Annotated in this window: 1 protein-coding gene; it reads right to left on the minus strand. The window is 66.7% G+C overall.

The window, feature by feature from the left end; all coding sequences use genetic code 11:
• On the minus strand, nt 1-351 hold a 351-nt coding region (locus ACWGS9_RS35540; protein ID WP_454509524.1), incomplete at both ends, for a tyrosine-type recombinase/integrase.

Consider the following 351-nt stretch of genomic DNA (forward strand, 5'->3'; position numbering starts at 1 on the left):
GAGCGGCCCTGCGACCGCATGGATCGTCCGGGTCGAGACCTTGGTGTAGAGCGCTGTCGTTTCGAGCTTGCTGTGCCCAAGCAGCACCTGGATGACGCGGATGTCGACGTCCTGCTCGAGCAGGTGGGTGGCGAAGCTGTGCCGCAGCGTATGCGGGCTGACACGCTTGCGGATGCCGGCGACTTCGGCGGCTTCCTGAACCGCGCGATGGAGTTGCCGCGACGAGATCGGATCGGTGCAACTGCGCCCCGGGAACAGCCAGCCATGCGGAAGCATCACACCGCGACGCCTGCCTTCGCGCCACCACAGGCGCAGCAGTTCGAGCAGTTGCGGCGAGAGCATGGCGTTGCG

It is taken from the genome of Mesorhizobium sp. Arg314 (genome assembly GCF_053714275.1).